The organism is Luteimonas panaciterrae (genome assembly GCF_020511115.1).
Taxonomy (GTDB): domain Bacteria; phylum Pseudomonadota; class Gammaproteobacteria; order Xanthomonadales; family Xanthomonadaceae; genus Luteimonas; species Luteimonas panaciterrae.
Window position 1 is genome coordinate 1 of sequence record NZ_JAJAVH010000062.1, and the last position, 1,286, is coordinate 1,286.

Annotated in this window: 2 protein-coding genes; both read left to right on the plus strand. The window is 61.6% G+C overall.

The genetic code is table 11. From position 1 onward, the window contains the following. Window positions 1-320, plus strand: a 320-nt coding sequence (locus LG367_RS18255; RefSeq protein ID WP_425491010.1) for a MoaF-related domain-containing protein, incomplete at its 5' end; no start/stop codon positions are given. Between the two features lie 5 nt (window positions 321-325). Next, complete coding sequence (locus LG367_RS18260; RefSeq protein ID WP_226470692.1) at window positions 326-1,273, plus strand: MBL fold metallo-hydrolase; 948 nt, start codon at window positions 326-328, stop codon at window positions 1,271-1,273. Window positions 1,274-1,286: the final 13 nt, after the last annotated feature.

The window sequence follows — 1,286 nt, forward strand, 5'->3', positions numbered from 1 at the left end:
CCGACATCGATGCCTTGCCCGCCATCGGGCACGCCTACCGCGTCGACTTCGGCGCCGGCAACGCCTTCGAGATCACCTTCGGCCAGGTGGGGGATATGACCTTCACCAAACTGCAAGAACCCAACAAGGGTCAGGTACAGACCATCCACTACACGCACCGGAAGCTGCGCGATGGCCTGTACATGGTGTACTGGCAGGAGCAGGACAAAACCACCGTGGTGCATGTGGAAGATTTCGCCCGGGAGCAGGTCTACAGCAATATCACCTTCCCCGACGGCACTTTCTACAATGGTTTTTCCAAGCTCGAGAAGGTCCGGTGACCGCTATGACCACACTGCAGTTGCTCCCACTGGCCGCCGCTGGTGCACTGGCTTTGGCCGCGGTTCTTGGCGGCTGTCACTCCGCCCAACCCACCCCGACACAGCACCAGGAGTCCTCCGTGCCGCAATCCTCCCATCCCCAGACGGCAGCGCTGACCACACAGATCTTCAATCCCGGCGAGAGCGCGATCTTCGCGGTCAGTTCGGTGCTCGTGCAGGGCAGCAACGAGGCGATACTGATCGACGCCCAATTCTCGGCCGAACAAGCGCGCAAGCTGGCAGAGCTAATTCGGGTGTCGGGCAAGCGCCTGACCACGATCTACATCAGTCACGGCGATCCGGACTATTACTTCGGCCTAGACACGCTGCATGCTGCCTTCCCGGACGCCAGAATCGTGGCCACCGCGCCGACCATCGCCCACATCGAGGCGACCAAGGACGAAAAGCTCGCACTCTGGGGTCCGCAATTGGGTGATAACGCGCCCAAGCAGATTATCGTCCCGCAGCCGTTGGCAGGTGACACCCTGACCTTGGAAGGCCAGGAACTCAAGATCGTTGGTCTCAATGGTCCAACCCCAGATCGGAGCTTTGTTTGGATTCCCTCAATCAGTACTGTTGCCGGAGGCATCCCAGTGGTGTCGGGGGAGCATGTGTGGATGGCCGATACCCAGACTCCGGAATCGCATGCGAACTGGCTGGCCACGCTGGACAGGATCAAGGCGCTGGCCCCGGCCAAGGTCATCCCGGGCCACTTCGTCGGCGACATTCCGGCCGGGGTGCAGGCCGTGGACTTCACCGCCGGCTATATCCGCGCATTCGACGAAGAGACGGCCAAGGCGCGTAACTCTACCGAACTGATCGCCGCACTCAAGCAACGCTACCCGAACCTGGGCGGCGAAGGCTCGCTCGAACTCAGCGCCAAGGTAGCCAAGGGCGAAATGGCCTGGAAGTAAGCAGGTCGCCCCC

What these genes read in the sequence shown, in the direction of transcription:
- LG367_RS18260 (WP_226470692.1), top strand. Translation starts at nt 326, where the DNA reads ATGACCACACTGCAGTTGCTCCCACTGGCCGCCGCTGGTGCACTGGCT.